Annotated in this window: 18 protein-coding genes; all 18 read right to left on the reverse strand. The window is 40.4% G+C overall.

Annotation, left to right across the window (positions count from 1 at the left end):
- Positions 1 to 75: 75 nt before the first annotated feature.
- Complete coding sequence (locus tag ACGTNH_RS11025; protein ID WP_394586833.1) at positions 76 to 672, reverse strand: dipicolinate synthase subunit B; 597 nt, start codon at positions 670 to 672, stop codon at positions 76 to 78.
- On the reverse strand, positions 672 to 1,565 hold the full coding sequence (gene dpaA, locus ACGTNH_RS11030) for a dipicolinic acid synthetase subunit A (protein ID WP_394586835.1): 894 nt from the start codon (positions 1,563 to 1,565) through the stop codon (positions 672 to 674). Before dpaA ends, ACGTNH_RS11025 begins: the two co-directional genes overlap by 1 nt.
- A 127-nt stretch (positions 1,566 to 1,692) precedes the next feature.
- Positions 1,693 to 1,920, reverse strand: coding sequence for a YlmC/YmxH family sporulation protein (locus ACGTNH_RS11035; protein WP_394586836.1), 228 nt, complete (start codon positions 1,918 to 1,920; stop codon positions 1,693 to 1,695).
- A gap of 14 nt (positions 1,921 to 1,934) precedes the next feature.
- Positions 1,935 to 2,840 (reverse strand): polysaccharide deacetylase family protein, encoded by a 906-nt coding sequence (locus ACGTNH_RS11040; RefSeq protein WP_394586837.1) that lies wholly within the window; start codon positions 2,838 to 2,840, stop codon positions 1,935 to 1,937.
- Between the two features lie 119 nt (positions 2,841 to 2,959).
- On the reverse strand, positions 2,960 to 5,077 hold the full coding sequence (gene pnp / locus ACGTNH_RS11045) for a polyribonucleotide nucleotidyltransferase (RefSeq protein ID WP_394586839.1): 2,118 nt from the start codon (positions 5,075 to 5,077) through the stop codon (positions 2,960 to 2,962).
- 118 nt (positions 5,078 to 5,195) lie between these two features.
- Complete coding sequence (gene rpsO / locus ACGTNH_RS11050; RefSeq protein ID WP_188376030.1) at positions 5,196 to 5,465, reverse strand: 30S ribosomal protein S15; 270 nt, start codon at positions 5,463 to 5,465, stop codon at positions 5,196 to 5,198.
- 159 nt (positions 5,466 to 5,624) lie between these two features.
- Positions 5,625 to 6,563 (reverse strand): bifunctional riboflavin kinase/FAD synthetase, encoded by a 939-nt coding sequence (locus ACGTNH_RS11055; protein WP_394586840.1) that lies wholly within the window; start codon positions 6,561 to 6,563, stop codon positions 5,625 to 5,627.
- A gap of 20 nt (positions 6,564 to 6,583) precedes the next feature.
- On the reverse strand, positions 6,584 to 7,480 hold the full coding sequence (gene truB, locus ACGTNH_RS11060) for a tRNA pseudouridine(55) synthase TruB (protein ID WP_394586842.1): 897 nt from the start codon (positions 7,478 to 7,480) through the stop codon (positions 6,584 to 6,586).
- Positions 7,481 to 7,574: 94 nt separating this feature from the next.
- On the reverse strand, positions 7,575 to 7,925 hold the full coding sequence (gene rbfA, locus ACGTNH_RS11065) for a 30S ribosome-binding factor RbfA (RefSeq protein ID WP_188376033.1): 351 nt from the start codon (positions 7,923 to 7,925) through the stop codon (positions 7,575 to 7,577).
- Between the two features lie 26 nt (positions 7,926 to 7,951).
- Positions 7,952 to 8,230: a DUF503 domain-containing protein gene (locus ACGTNH_RS11070; RefSeq protein ID WP_394586843.1), complete on the reverse strand. Its 279-nt coding sequence runs from the start codon at positions 8,228 to 8,230 to the stop codon at positions 7,952 to 7,954.
- The gene (gene infB / locus ACGTNH_RS11075; protein WP_394586844.1) at positions 8,227 to 10,308 is read right to left on the reverse strand and encodes a translation initiation factor IF-2; all 2,082 of its coding nucleotides are present in this window, start codon (positions 10,306 to 10,308) and stop codon (positions 8,227 to 8,229) included. Before infB ends, ACGTNH_RS11070 begins: the two co-directional genes overlap by 4 nt.
- 4 nt (positions 10,309 to 10,312) lie before the next feature.
- Positions 10,313 to 10,624: a YlxQ family RNA-binding protein gene (locus tag ACGTNH_RS11080; protein WP_394586846.1), complete on the reverse strand. Its 312-nt coding sequence runs from the start codon at positions 10,622 to 10,624 to the stop codon at positions 10,313 to 10,315.
- Positions 10,621 to 10,896 (reverse strand): RNase P modulator RnpM, encoded by a 276-nt coding sequence (gene rnpM, locus ACGTNH_RS11085; RefSeq protein WP_394586848.1) that lies wholly within the window; start codon positions 10,894 to 10,896, stop codon positions 10,621 to 10,623. The genes ACGTNH_RS11080 and rnpM overlap by 4 nt, the downstream gene beginning before the upstream one ends.
- A 12-nt stretch (positions 10,897 to 10,908) precedes the next feature.
- A complete protein-coding gene (nusA, locus tag ACGTNH_RS11090) occupies positions 10,909 to 12,009 on the reverse strand; it encodes a transcription termination factor NusA (protein WP_394586850.1) in 1,101 nt (366 codons plus the stop codon).
- A 13-nt stretch (positions 12,010 to 12,022) separates the two neighbouring features.
- Complete coding sequence (gene rimP, locus ACGTNH_RS11095) at positions 12,023 to 12,496, reverse strand: ribosome maturation factor RimP (RefSeq protein ID WP_394586852.1); 474 nt, start codon at positions 12,494 to 12,496, stop codon at positions 12,023 to 12,025.
- A 230-nt stretch (positions 12,497 to 12,726) separates the two neighbouring features.
- Positions 12,727 to 17,019 (reverse strand): PolC-type DNA polymerase III, encoded by a 4,293-nt coding sequence (locus ACGTNH_RS11100; protein ID WP_394586854.1) that lies wholly within the window; start codon positions 17,017 to 17,019, stop codon positions 12,727 to 12,729.
- Positions 17,020 to 17,154: 135 nt separating this feature from the next.
- Positions 17,155 to 18,855: a proline--tRNA ligase gene (locus tag ACGTNH_RS11105; RefSeq protein WP_394586855.1), complete on the reverse strand. Its 1,701-nt coding sequence runs from the start codon at positions 18,853 to 18,855 to the stop codon at positions 17,155 to 17,157.
- Between the two features lie 87 nt (positions 18,856 to 18,942).
- Positions 18,943 to 20,199: an RIP metalloprotease RseP gene (gene rseP / locus ACGTNH_RS11110; RefSeq protein ID WP_394586856.1), complete on the reverse strand. Its 1,257-nt coding sequence runs from the start codon at positions 20,197 to 20,199 to the stop codon at positions 18,943 to 18,945.
- Positions 20,200 to 20,205: the final 6 nt, after the last annotated feature.

The raw sequence follows: 20,205 nt of genomic DNA on the forward strand, positions 1-20,205 counted from the left end.
GTTTCAACTGTCGTTAAGAGTCACTATTTGTTATTCTATCATACTTGCTCAAGAAACTGTTATGAAAAAGTAGATTTACTCTTGATAGCGTTCGATCAAAACGGGTTGTTTCTGTTTTCCGTCTAAAGCAGCTTCTACCGTCTCTGGAATAAGCGTCATATCTGCAACTAACGAATTTGGTTTATTGTAAGGGTGGTCTTGACCAAAGGGCACAAAATAAATATTTTTAGCTGTCATTAATTTCATAACATTTACTCCGTTTAATCCTAACGCATCATTTGTAGAGATCGCAAGTACGACTGGTTTTTCGTTTCTAAGCGTTGCTTTAGCTGCCATAAGGACAGGAGAATCGGTTAGCGCATTCGCAAATTTACTTGTTGAATTACCGGTCATCGGTGCAATGACCATGCAATCTAATGGCCGCTTCGGACCGAGCGGCTCTGCGTCAGGGATAGTCATAATGATGGGTTCACCTGTAATCTTTTCAATCGTTTTAATATGTTCGGCTGCTTCACCGAATCTTGTATCCGTTTTTTGCACAGTATAAGATAAAACAGGTACAATCGTTGCTCCTAATTCTTTTATTTTCTCTAATACAGGAAACACTTCGTGATATGTGCAATGGGATCCTGTCAAACCAAAACCAATCGTTTTTCCTTTTAAACTCGCCATTATTTCTCCACCTTTCGGTCAATTTCCTGTAACTCTTTACAAATCACACTGGCTACAATTCTTCCTGCTGTTTTGGGTGCTACAAGTCCCGGTAAACCCGGTAACAAAATAGCTTTAATTCCTCTTTTTTCTGCATAACGAAAATCCGTTCCTCCAGGTTTTGAAGCAAGATCTAAGATTAAAGCGTGGGAAGGCAGCTTTTTTATAATCGAAGCGTCTACAACAGGAGCAGGTACTGTATTAATGAGATAATCAAAATCCATTTGGTACTTATCAAGGTCTTTCATATCCATATATTCTAAGCCCATTTCATGAACCCGTGCAGCTCCTGCTGTTGAACGTACGCCTACCGTAACCTTAGCGCCTAACTGATCAAATGCTCTGGCCAAACTCATCCCCACTCTCCCTAAACCTAAGATGGAAACATTAGAGCCATGAATGGTGAAATCGGTATGTTGAATGGCCATCATGATTGTTCCTTCTACAGTAGGTATGGAATTATAGATGGCAACATCGTCACGATTCATTAAGGGAATCAGCTTTCTTTTGGCATCCTCTGCAATTTTTTGAAGCGTGTCATTTGCTATGCCAGAGTAAATTTGACAATGGGCTGGTGTTTTATTTAACCAATCAACCTCTAAACATAATGAACGGTTAGTAAAAATACCATCTATACAGCCGTTTTCATCTGTACCTGAGATAGGAAGAATGATAGCATCAAGCATTTCTACATGAGGACCCTCAAAGTCCAGGTCAATGCACTCAGTGAAACTGCCGTTTAATTGATCAAACCCGGCTAAATAAACTTGGGCATCCCACTCATGTAATCTTCGTATAATCTCAATTTGACGGGCATCGCCGCCTATAACGGCAACATGGAATCCTGTTAACATGCCGCAATGTCTCCTTTGTATTAGGTTTCATCTCCTTGTATCGTATGCACATTTACTTTCGTAAGTGTGTTCTAAACTCCTCACTTTAAGCAGTCTATGAAGGCATAAAAAAAGCTGTGACACATCGTCACAGCTCATTGTTTATTAATATGGTATCTTCTCCAATAATCTCTACATGGTTCCAATCAATCACTGTTTCTCCTCTGGAATGAAACAATCCTTTGTTTAAGATTATTAGTGATATAATTTCACCGCTATCTGGATCAATTTTTAAATCTGCTTGGCCTAACACCCCTAGTTTTCGGCCTTCTTTCACATCAATGACTTCCTTTGCAGACAGTTGTTTTAACCTCACCATTTGCCACCCCTTTACCGCTTCTCGCTAATTAATTGAGGGAAATCAACAATCTTATAATCTTCTTTTAATTGTGTAATAAGATCCTCTAAACTTAATAAGGTTACTTCAGTTGGGTGCATTAAGATGGTTGCTCCATTGTGAACTTTTGTCGTTACTCTATGAATTAGAACCTCTTTTGTAGGCTTTCTCCAATCAATTGTATCGACGGACCACAGGATTGTTTCAAGGTTTAATTTATCCGCGGTAGTTACAGTAATGTTAGAGAAACTGCCGGACGGAGGAGCAAACCATTCTATTTCATTATCTGTAAAGGCTTTTAAAATATTATTCGTCCGCTGAAGGTTCTCTTCTGTAGAGGCGGCATCCATTTTAGAAAAATCAGGATGATTATACCCGTGACTTCCTATTATATGGTCGTCCTCCGCTATCATCGTTACAAGCTGTTTATGACGTTGTGCAAATGCTCCATCAATAAAAAAATTGGCTTTAACGTCATGGTCGCTAAGGATTTTAAGTATATCGGGAATATATTCCTCTCCCCATGAAACATTAATAAGAAAACTGACCATATCTTTTTGATCATGTCCGCGGTATATGGGAGAAGGCGGCAAATCATCAATTGAAGTCTTTGGGGATACAGGCTCATATATAAGTTTATTCTCTATAAATTTTCCGTCCTTTTTCATGTTCTGATAGGATTCATCAACGTTTACTTTTTTTCCATTTAATCCGGGTGTTTTTTTCCACACTTTATCGATTCGAGCATCTTCAGGCGGGATGTAATAGTCGTTTTGCTTTTCTTTAATCGTGTTATATAAAGAGGATGTAGTTGAAGTTGGAATTGAGGAATAATTTATAACTGTAAGTATGATCGATAAAAGCAGTACAGCAGACAGTAATTGTATGAATCCACGCATATTGACCCACCCCTTTAGTAAAATGTATGCATAAAAGGACGACCTTATACTAGGGGCGTTAAATCCATTACTATCTAAAAAGCATAAAAAAGAAACTGGCTGCCCAGTCTCTGTTTTTATTACTCACTAGTTTCTTTTGCTTTTTTCTCATCAACGAGTATTGCTTTTCTTGATAAGTTTATTCTTCCTTGCTTATCAATTTCTTTAACTTTAACTTTAATTGAATCGCCAACGGAAACAACATCTTCTACTTTTCCAATACGTTCTTCTGCAAGTTCAGAAATATGGACAAGCCCTTCTTTTCCTTTAAACAGTTCTACAAACGCTCCGAATTTCTCTACGCGTTTAACTGTTCCTTCGTAAACTTCTCCTGCTTCTACCTCACGAACGATATCTTCTATAATCTTCATAGCTACTTTGTTCATCTCAGCATCAGTTGAAGACACGAAAACTGTTCCGTCTTGTTCGATATCAATCTTTACACCCGTATCATCAATGATTTGATTAATCTGTTTTCCGCTAGGTCCGATAACGTCACGAATTTTATCCGGATTAATCTTCATGGTCATGATCTTAGGCGCATATTGAGAAAGTTCGCTTCTGGACTCTGGAAGCGTCGCCATCATGGAATTTAATATCTCCATACGGCCATTCTTCGCTTGTTCAAGCGCTTCTTCTAGAATTTGGCGTGAAAGTCCTTCAATTTTAATATCCATTTGCAGAGCCGTAATCCCTTTTTCAGTTCCGGCTACTTTAAAGTCCATATCACCTAAAAAGTCTTCCATGCCCTGGATATCAGTAAGAATCGTGTAATCGTCTCCAGACTTAACAAGTCCCATGGCAATTCCTGCTACAGGTGCTTTTAAAGGTACGCCAGCATCCATCATAGCTAATGTACTTGCACAAATACTAGCTTGAGAAGTGGAACCATTTGATTCTAACACTTCTGATACAAGTCGAATGGTATATGGAAATTCCTTTTCAGATGGAATAACGACTTCTAGCGCACGTTCCCCTAAAGCACCATGTCCGATCTCGCGACGTCCAGGCCCACGAATAGGTCCAGTTTCACCAACTGAATAATGAGGGAAATTGTAATGGTGCATAAAGCGTTTAGATTCTTCTAAATCTAATCCATCTAAAATTTGAACATCGCCAAGTGCTCCTAATGTACAAATACTAAGCGCTTGAGTTTGTCCACGTGTAAACAAACCAGAGCCGTGAGTTCTTGGTAAAATTCCGACTCTTGAAGATAAGTGACGAATTTCATCTACGCCACGGCCATCTGGACGAATTTTATCTTTCGTAATTAAACGGCGTACTTCTTCTTTTACGATATTATCAAGTATAGATTTTACTTGTTTAATCGTATCTTCATCCGCTTCTAACTCTTCGTAAGACTCAACGATCGCTTTTTTCGCTTCGTCAATAGCTTCTTCACGAGCTTTTTTCTCTTCTGTTTTGATCGCTGCAACTAATGGTTGTCTAGCTTCTCCTTCAACCTTGTCTTTTAATTCTTGATCAAGGTCAAATAGCTGAACATCCATTTTTACTTTTCCAACAGCTTCAATAATTTCTTCTTGGAAAGCGACAAGACGTTTAATTTCTTCGTGTCCTAACATGATTGCTTCAAGCATGTCTTCTTCAGAAACTTCAAGTGCTCCTGCTTCAACCATATTGATGGCATCTTTTGTACCAGCTACAGTTAAATCAATGTCACTCTCTTCTTGCTGTTTCACCGTAGGATTAATAATAAATTCTCCGTTTACTCGCCCCACAACTACACCAGCAATAGGTCCTCCAAATGGTATATCCGAAATCCCTAAAGCAATGGATGAGCCCAGCATAGCGGCCATTTCAGTAGAACAATCTTGATCCACACTCATAACAGTACTAATCACTTGTACATCGTTTCTAAACCCATCTGGGAATAATGGACGAATAGGGCGGTCAATCAAACGTGAAGCCAGTACAGCTTTATCACTTGGGCGTCCCTCTCGCTTAATAAACCCTCCAGGTATCTTCCCTACTGCATATAGTCTTTCTTCATAGTTGACCGTCAACGGGAAGAACGGCAGGTCTTTAGGCTCTCTTGAACCTGTAGCTGCAGAAAGAACGGACGTATCGCCATATTTAATCATGGCTGCGCCGCTGGCTTGTTTAGCCAGCTCACCAACTTCTACAGAGAAGGTTCGTCCTGATACTTCTATAGAAAACACTTGATTCTCTTCTGCCATAAAGTATTTAACTCCTCTCACTCACTGTTAATAAAGTCGTTTCTATTTCACAGTTTACACTTAATTTTATGTAAACATACAGAAAAAGCGGGATCAACTCCCGCTTTTTCTAGTTACATTAGCGACGTAGGCCAAGGCTCTTAATTAACTCACGGTAACGTGTAATGTCTTTATTACGTAGGTAATTAAGCAAGTTACGGCGTCTACCTACCATTTTAAGCAAGCCACGGCGAGAATGGTGATCTTGCTTGTGTGTACGCAAGTGATCGTTTAAGTTCGTGATCTGTTCCGTTAGAACAGCAATCTGAACTTCTGCAGATCCTGTGTCATTCTCGTGAGTTTTGTACTCATTAATTAGTTCTTGTTTACGTTCTTGTGTGATAGCCATTATAGCTACACCTCCTATAAATATTTACAATTCCCTTACCCCGAGCGGACGTCGGAGATACGTTCCGCCAAGCGAAGGTTCCATATTCAAGAGTACAATTTTTATGACAAAAATGCAAGGGTAAAGTAAAACTTCATTTATTCTATCCTCATTCTTTTTTTATAGAGAAGCTAATAATTCACGAGACTTTACTTCATCATCCTTAAGCTGTCTAATAAGCTCCTCTATTCCATTGAATTTCACTTCACTGCGAATATGGTTGTAGAAATCGATGGCTATTTCCTGTCCATATACATCATGATTAAAGTCGAAGATATGAACTTCAAGGTTCTTAACTTTTTCATCATTAAATGTAGGTTTAAACCCTAAGTTAGCCATCCCTTTATACTCTTGATTGCCTAAGATTACTTTAACTGCGTACACACCTACTTTAGGCATGTAATATTCACTGTTCAAACTTAAATTTGCAGTAGGATAGCCAATAGTCCGGCCGCGGCGGTCCCCTGTAACCACTTCTCCAGTTATTCTGTAAGGACGGTCCAGTAAACGATTTACCAGTGCAAGTTCCCCTTCATCAAGAAGGTCTCGAATTCTAGTTGAACTTACCTTTTCACCATCTTCAGAAACCTGCTGAATGGTTGTCGTTGTAAAACGGGACTTGGCATATTCGGGTAGCAGCTTCATTGTGCCTTTGCCTTTAAACCCGAATGTGAAGTCAAATCCTGCCACTACATGCTGAACATTTTGAGAAACAAAGAAATTCTCTACAAACTGCTCTGGAGACAGAGAAGCCAGCGATTTATCAAAATGTACGATAAATAATGTATCAATGCCGGCGTTATTTAAGATCCTCTCTTTTTCGGGCAGCGGCGTTATATATTTGGCATGTTTCACACTATGATTTAATACCACAGAAGGGTGCGGGTCGAACGTCATAACTGCACTTTTTACACCCAGCTCTTCAGCTTTACGTTTGGCTGTAAAGATAACACGCTGATGCCCTTTATGAATTCCATCAAAAAAACCAACAGCTAGCACGCAAGGAGAAACCTGTTTAGATTGAGATATATCTTTTTCGCTCAAATGGATTATTTTCATTGATTGTCACCTGCTTTAAATCAAAATACTCTTATCGGTTTTATTTTATCAGGTTTAGTAGGATGCTGCTGATAAACAGCCAGAACCTCGTCTTTATATTTTACAACAAATGGCTCCTTTAAGTCACCGCTGGGGTTTTCAAGAACTTGGCCATGCTCAAATGCAAAACGCTGCTCATTACTGATCTGCATCTCATTTAAATGAGTGAGTCCTCTGCCCAATGGCAGTATAATTTGTTCGGGGTTGCCAGCGTCCACGAACTGCTGGACTTGGTCAAGTGTATAACACTCTGCTTTGGTTATGTCTCCAGTTCTTGAACGAACAAGAGAAGACATATGAGCTGGATATCCCAAGACTTTACCTATATCTGCGCAAAGCGTTCTTATGTACGTACCTTTTGAGCAAGTCACTGTAATTTTGAAAGTAAATACTTCACCTAAGGAAGCAATGGAGTTTTCATGAAGCAGGATCTTATGAATGATAACCGATCGAACAGGACGCTCCACCTGTTCCCCAGCGCGAGCGTATTCGTATAAACGCTTTCCTTTTACTTTAACAGCCGAATACATAGGCGGGATTTGCGTAATCATCCCCTCAAACTTCTGAAGAACGTTGGCAATTTCTTGTTTTGATGGTGGTGAAGTGACAGGTTGACAATCGACTACATTTCCCGAAGCATCTTCTGTTTCTGTCGCACTGCCTACTGTGACTTCAGCTTCGTACACTTTTTCCGTGTCCGTTAAGAAAGGAACAATTTTAGTTGCTTTGCCAATACAAAGAGGCAGGACACCCTCAACGTCAGGGTCTAAAGTGCCCGTATGACCGATTTTCTTTGTTTTTAGCATCCCTCTAGCTTTACTGACACAATCATGGGAGGTAAACCCTTTTTCTTTCCACAATGGTAAAATTCCGTTCATTCGTTTCCACCCCTTCAATGAAAGATCATTCATTAAAAAATCCGTGCTAGAACAGCACGGATTTTTAATGGTTAATGTCTAGCTAAAGGCTTAATTAGTTTTCAGTATCGTTTAAATCTTTAAGAATGGTTTCAATTCTATTACCGCGTTCAATGGCTTCATCAAATTCAAATGTGATTTCCGGTGTTTTTCTCAATCGAATTCGCTGACCAATTTCCGAACGAATAAAACCTTTTGCCTTCGCAAGCCCAACAAGGGTGTCATGCTTTTGCTTTTCGTCTCCAAGTACAGAAATGAAAACTTTAGCCTGCTGCAGGTCACCCGTTACTTTAACTTCAGTAACCGTGACAAATCCGACCCTTGGGTCTTTAATTTTTTTGCTGATAATATCGGTTAATTCTTTCTTCATCTGCTCACCGACACGGTTTGCGCGTAAATCATTCATATCTTTTCACCTCTTCAACCACAACATTACAACCATTCAGTAAAAGTGTTCGTCCGTTCTATTTCTGGAAAAGAATCAATCAAGGCTAAAGCTTGCTGCATCGTTTGTTCAGCAATGACTTTACTACTGGATATCGTCACAATTCCTATACACGTACGCTGCCACAAATCTTGAAAATCTAATTCGCTTACCGCCACGTTATACTCGTTGCTTAACCTAGTTTGAATTCTTTTAATAACGGATCGCTTCTGCTTTAAGGACTGGGCTTCATATACAAAACATTCCACCTCAGCGCTCAAAATCATGTGCGTTCAATCTCTTCCATAATATATGGCTCGATAATGTCGCCTACTTTTAAATCATTAAAGTTCTTCACAGTTATACCACATTCATATCCTTGCATTACTTCTTTTGCATCATCTTTGTATCGTTTGAGCGCATCCACTTCACCCTCGTAAATGACGACGCCATCACGAATCACACGAATTCCGGAGTTACGCGTAATCTTACCTTCTGTTACGTACGAACCAGCAATTGTACCGATTTTAGAAACTTTGAAGATCTCACGTACTTCAACTTGACCAATGATTTTTTCTTCATATTCAGGGTCAAGCATTCCCTTCATCGCTGCCTCAATCTCCTCCATCACTTTGTAAATGATGTTATGCAGACGAATTTCAACGTCTTCAGACTCTGCCGCTTTTCTAGCATTCCCGTCTGGCCGGACATTAAAACCAATTACGATCGCATTTGAAGCGGAAGCTAAGGAAATATCAGATTCAGTAATCGCACCGACACCTGTGTGTATAATTTTTACTTTTACGCCTTCTACTTCAATCTTTTCGAGTGAGCCGGCTAATGCTTCAACAGATCCTTGAACATCACCTTTAAGGATTAGATTAATATCCTTAATTTCACCTTCTTTAATTTGACTAAATAAATCATCAAGGCTGACTCTTGCTGTGGAGCTGCGGTCTGCCTCAAGTTGTTTCTGAGCCCGTGCTTCTCCAATGGAACGCGCTTTCTTCTCGTCTTCAAACACGAGGAAGCGATCCCCGGCTTGAGGAACATTATTTAAACCGGTAATTTCTACAGGAGTTGAGGGCGCAGCCGTTTTAACGCGGCGGCCTAAATCGTTTACCATAGCACGAACACGGCCGAACGTGTTACCCACTACGATGGCATCTCCGACATTAAGGGTACCGTTTTGAACAAGCAAGGTAGCTACAGGACCGCGCCCTTTATCAAGCTCTGCTTCAATCACCGTACCAAACGCTGGACGATCTGGATTAGCTTTAAACTCTTCAATTTCAGAGACTAATACAATCATTTCCAGTAAATCATCAATTCCTTCGCCCTTCACAGCAGACATTTGAACAAAAATAGTCTCTCCACCGTATTCTTCAGAAATCAATTCATATTCCATTAACTCCTGCATAATACGGTCAGGGTTAGCACCTTCTTTATCCATTTTATTAACAGCTACGATAATTGGAACCTCAGCTGCTTTCGCATGGTTAATTGCTTCACGCGTTTGCGGCATAACCCCGTCATCCGCTGCAACTACAAGAATAGCGATATCCGTAACTTGTGCGCCTCGTGAACGCATGCTCGTAAAGGCTGCGTGCCCGGGCGTATCCAAGAAAGTAATCCTTTTATTGTTTTCCTCTACCTGATAGGCACCGATGTGCTGTGTAATTCCGCCCGCTTCGCCTTCTGTTACCTTTGTATGGCGAATGGAATCAAGAAGTGTAGTTTTACCATGGTCTACGTGGCCCATTATTGTAACAACAGCCGGACGTTCTTGTAGATCTTCTGGTGCATCTTCTTCCGTTAAATTCTCAATGTCTGTTTCATCTATAACTACTTCTTCTTTGGCTTCGACGTTATATTCTGCACAGATTAACTCAATTGAATCAGGATCTAGATCCTGATTTTTAGTGGCCATTACACCAAGCATCATCAGATTCTTGATGATTTCTGTCGCATCTTTGTTCAACTTTTGAGCCAGTTCACTTACTGTAAGAGAACCAGTATACGTAATCTTTTCTGGTGTTTGTTTTTGTTTAGGCTTATCGTTTTTAGGCCCTCCTTGCTGCTTTTGTTGAGGACGTTGGTTTTTCTTATTTGGCTTGTTGCCTTTTTGATTATTCTTCCCTTTAGGCTGCTGGCTTTTCTGTTTGTTTGCAGCAGGTTTATCATTTGCCGGCTTCGATTGTGCCTGCCCTTTACTAAAGGCCTGGTCCAATTTACCTTTCACGTCATTCTCCACTGTTGACATGTGGTTGGAAACCTCAACATTTAACTCTTTTAATTTATCAATTACCTGTTTACTAGAAAGTTCGTTCTTTTTGGCATATTCATATACGCGCATTTTACTCATACGTTCACCCCCGAATAGATTCATCGAGCAGCGATTGCAACTTTTTCGCAAATCCTTGGTCAAGAACTGCGATCGCGACTCTCCCTGACTTTCCTATGGCATGTGAAAGAGTTTCACGATCATCCACCATATAGCAGGGTATATGATAAAAGCTACATTTATCTGTTAGCTTCTTTTTCGTTTGTTTACCTGTATCGTTTGCAATTAATACAAGCTTGGCTCGTTTGTTTTGTATATCTTTAACGATATGTTCTTCTCCCAGCGTCAGTTTCCCTGCACGAAGAGCAATACCTAAGAGATTAAGGTATGAACTCATGAAGAAGACTCCTCTGCTGCTTTTCTTAAATCCTGGTAGATCGAAGCATCAACCTGGGTGTTAAGATGACGATTCAAGGACTGCTTTTGTTCGGCCTGATCGATGACATCAAGACTGTTTGAAACATAAGCACCTCGTCCATTTTGTTTTCCTGTGTGATCAACAAAAACTTCTCCTTCTTTGTTTCGAACCACACGGATCAACTCTTTCTTCGGCTTCATCTCTTGAGTTACCACACATTTACGTAGCGGTTGTTTCTTGGAACGGGCCATCGCTCCCCCTCCTTAATCTTCCGTAATATCTTCTACATCTGTATCATTATCAGCAGATTCTTCAGTAATAATACCTTCTTCTAAAGCTTCACTTTCGCTCTTAATATCAATCTTCCACCCTGTAAGTTTTGCAGCCAGGCGAGCATTTTGCCCTCTTTTTCCTATAGCTAGTGAAAGTTGATAATCAGGAACGACAACAGTAGTGGCTTTTTCATCTTCATCTACGAGGACTTCAACTACTTTAGAGGGACTTAAAGCGTTAGATACATACTCTACAGGGTCTTCTGACCATTGAACAATATCAATCTTTTCCCCTTTCAGCTCGTTGACAATTGCTTGTACACGCTGACCGCGTTGTCCTACACAAGAACCTACCGGATCCACTTCAGGATCTTCAGCAAATACAGAGATTTTTGAACGATCTCCAGCCTCACGTGCTACAGAACGAACTTCTACAGTACCATCATAAATTTCAGGAACTTCCATTTCAAACAATCGTTTCAGTAAACCTGGATGGGTCCGGGAAACATAAATATGCGGTCCTTTATTACTATTTTCGACTTTAGTAACGAAAACTTTAAGTCGGTCATGAACCTCATATACTTCTGTCGGCATTTGTTCGCCTTCAGGAAGCCTGGCTTCAATTTTCCCTAAGTTCACATAAACAAAACGAGGGTCTTTTCGCTGGATGATGCCCGTCATAACATCTTCTTCACGATCGACGTACTCACCGTAAATAATTCCGCGTTCAGCTTCGCGCACGCGCTGCGTTACGACCTGCTTCGCAGCCTGAGCAGCAATCCTTCCGAAGTCCATCGGTGTAACTTCCACCTCTATGACATCTTCCTCTTCATAGTTTGGATCTTTTTCTTTCGCTTCCTCTAAAGAGATCTCTTGCTGCGAATCCATAACTTCTTCCACAATGATTTTTCTGGCAAATACTTTCATGCTGCCTTCTTCTTCATTAATATCTACTCGAACATTTGTGGCTGAATTGAAATTTTTCTTATAAGCTGAAATAAGAGCTGCTTCTAGAGCCTCTAACAGCAAGTCCTTGTCAATGCCTTTTTCCTTTTCTAAATAATTCATGGCATCAAATAGTTCACTACTCAACAGTTTATCCCCCTTAATTAAAAGTTACCGCCAAGTTGGCTTTTGCAATTTTGTTGAACGGTACTTGTAATTGTTTCTTGCGTGCTTTAATGCGAATCTCAATGGCGGCTGTCTCATCTTCGAAACTTACCAGCGTTCCTTCGAATTCTTTCTCGCCCTCCATAGGTTCGTATAATTTAACATAGATGTGCTCACCAACATACCTATTAAAATCCGCCTGGGTTTTAAGAGGTCTTTCAGCTCCAGGAGAGGAAACCTCAAGGAAATAAGCGCCTTCAATGGGATCCGTTTCATCTAACTTTTCACTAAGATGTTCTGAAACTTGGCCACATTCCTCAATGTCCACCCCGCCGGGCTTGTCGATGAATACACGCAAAAACCAATTCTTTCCCTCTTTTTTATACTCTACATCAACTAATTCAAGATTCATTTGCTCTAATATAGGTTCGACTAATTCTTGTGTTACTGTTGTAACGTTTTGACTCAACTGGAATCCCTCCTTGAGCTAATATCCTATATATTTTGCTTCATTCCGTCATAGATTTGAATATGTCGTAATGAAACCGCTATGAATTATCATAGCGGCTTCCAAGAAAATGTTGATGAACATGCTCCTAAAATATACGAAAGAGTGGGTTTCCCCACTCTTTCGGCCGTTCTTATCGCTCTTGTCACCATAAAAAATATACCACAGTTTCCGTTATAATGCAATACGACCTAAAACAGAGAAAGCTGGTTCTCTTCTGGCATCCCTTCCAAACACCCTTGAGAATCTAAATATTCAAGGACTGTCTTAGAAATACGACTTCTCTCGCGAAGGTCCTGCTTAGAAAGAAACTCTCCTTCTTTTCTTGCATTTACGATGTTAATGGCGGCGTTTGTACCTAATCCATCTACAGCATTGAACGGAGGGACTAATTGATTGCCATCAACTAAAAAGTCAGTCGCACTTGATTGATAAAGGTCTACGGGTTTAAATCCATAACCTCGTTCACACATTTCCAATGAGATTTCTAGCACGGTCATTAAGTTTTTCTCCTTAGGAGTAGCATCTAACCCTTTAGCTTGAATCTCCTCTAACCGCTTGCGGATCGCATCGGATCCTTTAATCATCGTTTCAAGCTCAAAGTCACTGGCTCGAACAGTAAAGTAAGCAGCATAAAAATAAATAGGATAATGCACTTTAAAGTAAGCAATCCGCACGGCCATAAGAACGTATGCGGCGGCGTGAGCTTTCGGGAACATGTACTTGATCTTCTTACAAGAATCAATATACCAATCAGGAACTCCATGTTTCTTCATTTCTTCGATCCACTCGTCTTGAAGGCCTCTCCCTTTTCTTACAAATTCCATAATTTTAAATGCGAGTGAAGGATCTAAACCTTTGTGCATGAGATAAACCATAATATCATCACGACAGCCGATTACTTCAGGCAAGGTACAGATTCCATCATTAATCAACTGCTCTGCGTTCCCAAGCCATACATCTGTCCCGTGAGAAAGACCTGAGATAATGACGAGCTCGGCAAACGTTTTAGGTTTTGTATCTTCAAGCATTTGACGAACGAAGCGGGTTCCAAACTCCGGAACTCCAAGTGTACCTGTTTTACACATAATTTGTTCAGCTGTTACTCCTAAAGCTTCAGGTCCGCTGAAGATTTTCATTACTTCTGCATCGTCCACTGGTATTTCCTTTTGATCAATTCCGCTTAAGTCCTGCAGCATCCGAATCACTGTGGGATCATCGTGTCCCAGTATATCAAGTTTCAGCAGGTTATCATGAATGGAGTGGAAATCAAAGTGTGTCGTTTTCCATTCTGATTTCGTATCATCTGCAGGGAACTGGATAGGTGAAAAATCAAAAATATCCATATCATCAGGAACTACGATTATACCCCCAGGGTGCTGTCCTGTTGTTCGTTTAACCCCTGTACATCCTTGAACAAGACGATCAATTTCAGCGTTTTTGTACTGCAGTTGATGATCGCCTGCATACCCTTTGACATAGCCGTATGCCGTTTTCTCTGCAATGGTCCCTATTGTCCCCGCACGATACACGTTTTCCTCTCCAAACAATACTTTTGTATAGTTATGGGCCTTAGGTTGATATTCTCCAGAGAAGTTCAAGTCAATATCGGGAACTTTGTCTCCTTTAAAACCAAGGAAAGTTTCAAATGGAATATCCTGACCATCCTTTTTATAAGCGGTGCCGCACTCAGAACAGTCTTTTTCAGGTAAGTCAAAACCACTCCCTACCGAACCGTCGGTAAAAAATTCATGATGACGGCAGTTAGGACATACATAATGCGGCGGAAGCGGGTTAACTTCCGTAATATCTGTCATTGTGGCTACAAATGAAGACCCTACTGAACCACGAGAACCGACCAGATAGCCATCTTCAAGTGATTTCGTAACAAGCTTTTGTGAGATGAGATAGATAACAGCAAATCCATGACCAATGATACTATCCAGTTCTTTCTCTAATCGTTTCTCTACAAGTTCAGGAAGTTCGTCGCCATATAAGCTCTTCGCTTTGTTGTAGGACATTTCTCTAATTTCCTGATCTGCCCCTTCAATGTTAGGCGTATAGAGATCATCTTTAACAGGTGTAATAATATCTATTTGATCATTAATAACGTGAGTATTAGAGACCACGATCTCTTTTGCTTTTTCGTCACCTATAAAGGAAAATTCCTCGATCATTTCATTGGTTGTTTTAAAATGTACATCAGGCAGTGTCTGTCGATTTAACGGATTACCATTTTGTGAAGAAATGAGTATTTGTCTGTATTGCTTATCATGAGGCTCTAAATAGTGCACATTGCCAGTAGCTACAACTGTTTTGTTTAACCGTTCACCAATCTTTACAACTTTTCTTAAAATATCATAGATTTGAGCTTGATTCTGAACTAAATCTTTTTCTAGCAAGTGATAGTAGTTACCTGGTGGCTGGACTTCAATAAAGTCGTAAAATTCTGCAACTTTCTCTGCTTCTTCCTCAGACTTCTGCATAGCTGCTTCAAATACTTCTCCTTTATCACAGCCTGACCCAATTAGAATTCCTTCCCTAAGCTTTGATAGCCGGGAACGCGGGATTCGAGGGATGCGGTAAAAGTAATTGACATGAGCTTCAGATACGAGCCGGTAAATATTCTTTAAACCCGTTGTATTTGCAGCTAACAAGGTAACATGCGACGGGCGTGAGCGTTGATAAGCTTTACCTTCACCCATGTAATCATTTAAATTTTTATGGTTGCTTATGCCTCTTTCAAGTGCTTTTTTTACTAGCTTCCATAGTAAATAACCAGTCGCTTCCGCGTCATAGATTGCTCTGTGGTGCTGAGTGAGCTCTATATCGAAATGTTTACAAAGCGTATTTAAACGGTGATTTTTTAATTCTGGAACTAAAAACCTGGCTAATTCTAACGTGTCAATCACAGGGTTTACTGCTTTTCCTATATCAATACGCTGGAATCCGGCATTTAAAAATCCCATATCAAAGCTTGCATTATGAGCTACCAGAATATCGTTATCCATCCACTGATAAAAGTCTTTTAACACCTCTTCAATTTCAGGGGCATCTTTTACATGGTCATCTGTAATTCCAGTAAGATCTGTTGTCGTTTGTGATAAAGGCTGGTGCGGGTTTGCAAACGATTCAAATCGATCTATAATTTCACCGTCTTTAATTTTAACAGCGGCAAGTTCAATGATTTTATCGTAAACAGCAGATAAACCAGTTGTTTCAACGTCGAAAACCACATACACATCACTTGCTAAATCGCGATCCTGTTCCTCATAAGCGATAGGAACGCCGTCATCCACCAAATTGGCTTCCATTCCATAAATAATCTTGACTCCATTTTTCTCGCCTGCTGCATGGGCTTCAGGATAAGCCTGTGCTACTGCATGATCCGTAATGGCAATCGCTTCATGTCCCCAATTCGCTGCGTGGGAAATTAAGCGAGACGCAGATACCGGGGCATCCATTTGACTCATCGTGGTGTGAGCATGAAGTTCAATCCTTTTTTGACCTTCAGGGGCCTCATCTCTTCTTAATTCAGGTTTTACTTCATTAATGTCATTGGCCATCATCGTTAATTCACTCGTAAAGTTATCCGTTTGAATACTTCCGCGTGCTTTAATCCACATGCCCTCTTTAACTAGCTTAAACAGTTCGGGGTGATCGTCGCCGCGAGAAAACATTTTAATGGAAAATGAATCTGTATAATCGGTTGCTTTTAGAAGAAGTAAGTGACGACCAGAACGCAGTTCCTTAATCTCAACATCAAATACATAGCCCTGGACCGTTTTACGACGTTCTTCCTCAAGAAGTGTTTCCATCGGCTCTGCCTCATCTTGAATCTTATAACCAATTTCAAGAGGGCCCCTCGGTTTCTGATCTTCTTTCTCTTTTGCTCGTTCCTCTTGATCTTTTACAGCTTTCTGAACGAGGAGTTTATCTTCTTTTTGACGTTCCTCTTGAAACTTCTTCAGTTCTTCCTGTTCTTCTTTCACACGTGTGTTAAGCATTAAAGAAGGAAGGCCGGATTGAACGCAGAAACTTTGTAACGGCGTCTCCAGTTTTTTCTTAACCGCATGACTTTCAGCTAAATTTCTGCAAGTTAACATAATTTTATTTCCGTTTACTTCTGGAACTTGTTCCAGTAGCATGTCTTTATAGCCAGGAGACAGATCAGTTAATGATTGTATAAAGTTCTGCCAATACTCGCAAACATCTTCTGTAGTCATTGTGTTTTCAGCCGCTTCAATGGTCCAGTCAATTGAAGCGAGTGAATGAAATGTGCTTCGAAGTTTACTTGTGAAAAGTTGATAGACAGACGGCGGCAGTGGTTTCTGTAAACGAAATAAAAAGTGCCACTTTTTTTCAGATTTATAGACCGTAAGTTTTTCAAGCTTACTATTTTCAAAGTGCGGTTGCATTAAATCATGAGGAAATTGGATTTGTTCCAGCAAATAGTGCATCTTGTCTTGATTACTCACATCCAATGTTGTTCCTTCCTCTCCGGATTCAGTGATCCTCATAGTAAATTTTCATTTATCTTTATTAAGGAATTATCATTCCCGTACAAATATACCCTTGCCTGTTCACATAAGCAAGGGTATTTAATAACCTATTTATTCTTAGGCAAACCATTGACGAATAAAATCAATAACAGCTGTTTGCTCAAGTTCATCCTGCTTGCCGGATTGACGCTCTTTAACTTCGACGATCCCTTCTCCTGCACGTTTTCCCACTGTAATACGCAACGGGATTCCGAAGAGATCACTGTCCGCAAACTTTACCCCTGCTCTTTCTTTACGATCATCATATAAAACTTCGATCCCTTTGGAGTGCATTTGTTCATATAATTCGTCAGCCAATTCTTTTTGCTCATCCTTCTTAGGATTTAATGACAGCAAATGCACTTGGTATGGCGCAATATGAGAAGGCCAAGTAATTCCACGCTCATCATGATATTGTTCTACAATAGCGGCTAATGTACGAGAGACCCCGATGCCATAAGATCCCATCACCATGGTTTGAGACTTACCTTGATCATCCAAATAAGCAGCGTTCATATTTTCTGCATAGAACGTACCTAATTTAAATACGTGCCCTACCTCAATTCCTCGTGCAAACTTAATGACGCCTTGTCCATCCGGCGAAGGATCTCCTTCTTCAATGAAACGTAAATCTGCATAAGCTTTCACTTTAAAATCACGATCGGGTTTAACATTAACATAATGATAACCATCTTCATTTGCTCCACACGTAACGTTGACCAGTTTTTCAACTGCATAATCGGCTACAACCTCTACGTCTTCTGGAACATTAACAGGACCTAGTGAGCCAAATCCTGTCCCCAATAATTGGCGCGTATCTTCTTCTGAGGCTAATTCTACAATATCAGCATCATAGAAGTTTTTTAGTTTAATATCATTTACTTCGTGATCCCCGCGTGTCACAACCATAACAAATTGTGCGTCTACCTTAAACATAATAGATTTTAATCCTTCAGCCAGTTCATGCCCCAGGTAATCGGCGACTTCCTGCATCGTTCGTTGATCAGGAGTCTGTGTCTTTCCAAGCTCTTTTTCCGCTTCATCAGATGTTTTATAAGTCGTTACGACCGGAGCCATCTCAATATTCGCTGCGTAATCAGAAGTATCTGAATAGGCAATAACATCTTCACCTACTTCAGAAAGGACCATAAATTCATGGGTGTCTTTACCTCCCATTTGCCCTGAATCTGCAATAACTGCGCGGAAGTCTAATCCACATCTGGAGAATACGTTTGAATAGGCATGAAACATTTGGTCGTAGCTTTCGTCCAGGCTTTCAAAAGATTCGTTAAATGAGTAAGCATCCTTCATGAGAAATTCTCTTCCACGAAGCAGGCCAAATCGAGGACGTTTCTCGTCTCTGAACTTATTTTGAATTTGATAAACCATCAAAGGTAAACGCTTATAGCTTTTAATTGAATCACGTACAAGGCTGGTGATTACTTCTTCATGCGTAGCTCCTAATGCAAATTCACGTTCGTGACGATCGTGCAGCCTCATGAGTTCAGATCCATACGTATTCCATCTGCCGCTCTCTTTCCAAAGCTCGGCCGGCTGCAATGCAGACATCATTAATTCATGAGCTCCAGCTCGATCCATCTCTTCACGCACAATCTCTTCTACTTTTCTTAGAACGCGTCTGCCAAGAGGTAAAAAGCTGTATACCCCTGAGGCAATCTGCCTTATGTATCCTGCTCTGACAAGCAACTGATGACTTTTTATTTCAGCATCTGCAGGGTTTTCTTTTAAGGTTGGTATTAACATTTGGCTTTGTTTCATTTTATCCACCTCAGTTTTTTTATAGAAATAAAAAAGAAGCTGGAAGCAAGTTGAGAGCTGTCTCTCCCATTGCTCCCAGCCCTTAATTTAAAGGAATAACCTTTGAATGTCGTTCCATGTTACCACCAGCATTAATAACATCAGTAGTGCAAAGCCGATAAAATGAACGATTCCTTCTTTTTGTGGATCAATCGGCTTACCACGAACACCTTCTAATCCAACAAATAGTAAGCGTCCACCGTCTAATGCTGGTAATGGGAGTAAGTTAATAATCCCTAAATTTACACTCAATATGGCTGTCCACATGACAAAGTTCGTTAATCCTGTTTGAACGACCTGGTCTGTGGCATCATATATCCCTACAGGTCCTGAAAGCATGTCTAGAGAGAATTGACCCGTCACAAGCATGCCGAGATTTGTTAGTATAAGCGTTCCCCACTCATAAGTTTGAGTAAAGCCAAAGGTCAGCTTTTTAGCAAATGAATCCTCAAATGCTCGAGCTACGCCGACTTGACCAATTTCTACATCGCCTTCTTCCAGTTTGTTCGGCGTCACTGCAATTTCATTTGTCTGGCCATTTCTCGCCACTGTAAGCGTTACTTCTTCTTCTGGATATTCTCTAACAATTGATGTGAATTCTTCCCAAGTGCTTACACTCTCGTTATTAACTGCAACAACCTCATCGCCTGATTGCAATCCAGCTTGTTCGGCGGGTGAATTTTGCTGCACTTCTCCGATTAAGGCTTTTTCAGCAGGAACCCCTTGGATAAAACCCAGGATCATGAAAAGGATAATCGCCAGCACAAAATTCATCAGCGGGCCGGCAAAAAGCTGCATCGCTCGCTGCGGAACCGATTTGGAAGCAAATTGCCGATTATATGGAGCAATTTGTGTTTCTTTCTCATCCACTACAAACATTGCTTTAGGGTCTACTTCAAAGAATAGCTTTTCTTCTTCGTCAATTTCGTAACCCTCAATGACAAGTCGATGGTCTAAATCAGCTTTCTCCACTTCTATTACCCGAGCATGAGGATGCTTAGACTTATTATTTACTATAATTTTGCTAACTTTTCCTGTCTCATTAAATTCTAAGCCAATATGATGTCCGGCTTTTAATTCAATAATTTCTGGATCTTCACCGGCTACTCTTACATACCCCCCAATGGGAAGCAAACGAATGGTATAAAGCGTTTCGTTTCTCGTAAAAGCAAAGATTTTCGGCCCAAAACCGATTGCAAATTCTCTTGCAAGCATCCCTGCCCTTTTGGCAAAAATGAGATGCCCCCACTCATGCACAAACACGAGTAAGCCGAACATGAGTATAAACGCAATCACTGTAGTCAAATGAAG

It is taken from the genome of Halobacillus sp. B23F22_1 (assembly GCF_043497005.1).
Lineage (GTDB): Bacteria > Bacillota > Bacilli > Bacillales > Halobacillaceae > Halobacillus_A.